At 61.7% G+C, this 1,062-nt stretch carries 1 protein-coding gene; it reads left to right on the plus strand.

The window, feature by feature from the left end:
• Positions 1 to 1,062, plus strand: a 1,062-nt coding sequence (gene tuf, locus G9X64_RS36015; RefSeq protein WP_171378386.1) for an elongation factor Tu, incomplete at both ends; no start/stop codon positions are given.

The following is a 1,062-nucleotide window of genomic DNA, read 5'->3' on the forward strand; positions in this document are numbered from 1 at the left end:
CCACGTTGACCACGGCAAGACGTCTCTGACGGCAGCGATCACGAAGTACTTCGGTGAGTACAAGGCGTACGACCAGATCGACGCGGCTCCGGAAGAAAAGGCGCGTGGCATCACGATTTCGACGGCTCACGTTGAATATGAGACGCCGGCCCGCCACTACGCCCACGTCGACTGCCCCGGCCACGCCGACTACGTCAAGAACATGATCACCGGTGCTGCCCAGATGGACGGCGCGATCCTGGTGTGCTCGGCTGCTGACGGCCCGATGCCGCAGACGCGCGAACACATCCTGCTGGCCCGCCAGGTCGGCGTTCCGGCAATCGTTGTGTTCCTGAACAAGGTCGACCAGGTTGACGACGCCGAGCTTCTCGAACTGGTCGAACTCGAAGTTCGCGAACTGCTGTCGTCCTACGACTTCCCGGGCGACGACATCCCGGTCGTCAAGGGTTCGGCACTTGCTGCGCTTGAAGATTCGGACAAGAAGATCGGCGAAGACGCGATCCGCGAACTGATGGCTGCTGTCGACGCCTACATCCCGACGCCTGAGCGTCCGATCGACCAGCCGTTCCTGATGCCGATCGAAGACGTGTTCTCGATCTCTGGCCGCGGCACGGTTGTGACCGGCCGCGTCGAGCGTGGCATTGTCAAGGTTGGCGAAGAAGTCGAGATCGTCGGCATTCGTCCGACCTCGAAGACGACGGTGACCGGCGTTGAAATGTTCCGCAAGCTGCTCGACCAGGGCCAGGCTGGCGACAATATCGGTGCGCTGATCCGCGGTGTGAACCGTGACGGCGTCGAGCGTGGCCAGATCCTGGCGAAGCCCGGCTCTGTCAAGCCGCACAAGAAGTTCATGGCTGAAGCCTACATCCTGACGAAGGAAGAGGGTGGCCGTCATACGCCGTTCTTCACCAACTACCGTCCGCAGTTCTACTTCCGCACGACCGACGTGACGGGCATTGTGACGCTGCCGGAAGGCACGGAGATGGTGATGCCGGGCGACAACGTCACGGTTGCTGTCGAGCTGATCGTTCCGATCGCGATGGAAGAAAAGCTGCGCTTCGC

Source organism: Rhizobium sophorae (assembly GCF_013087515.1).
Taxonomy (GTDB): Bacteria; Pseudomonadota; Alphaproteobacteria; order Rhizobiales; family Rhizobiaceae; genus Rhizobium; species Rhizobium sophorae.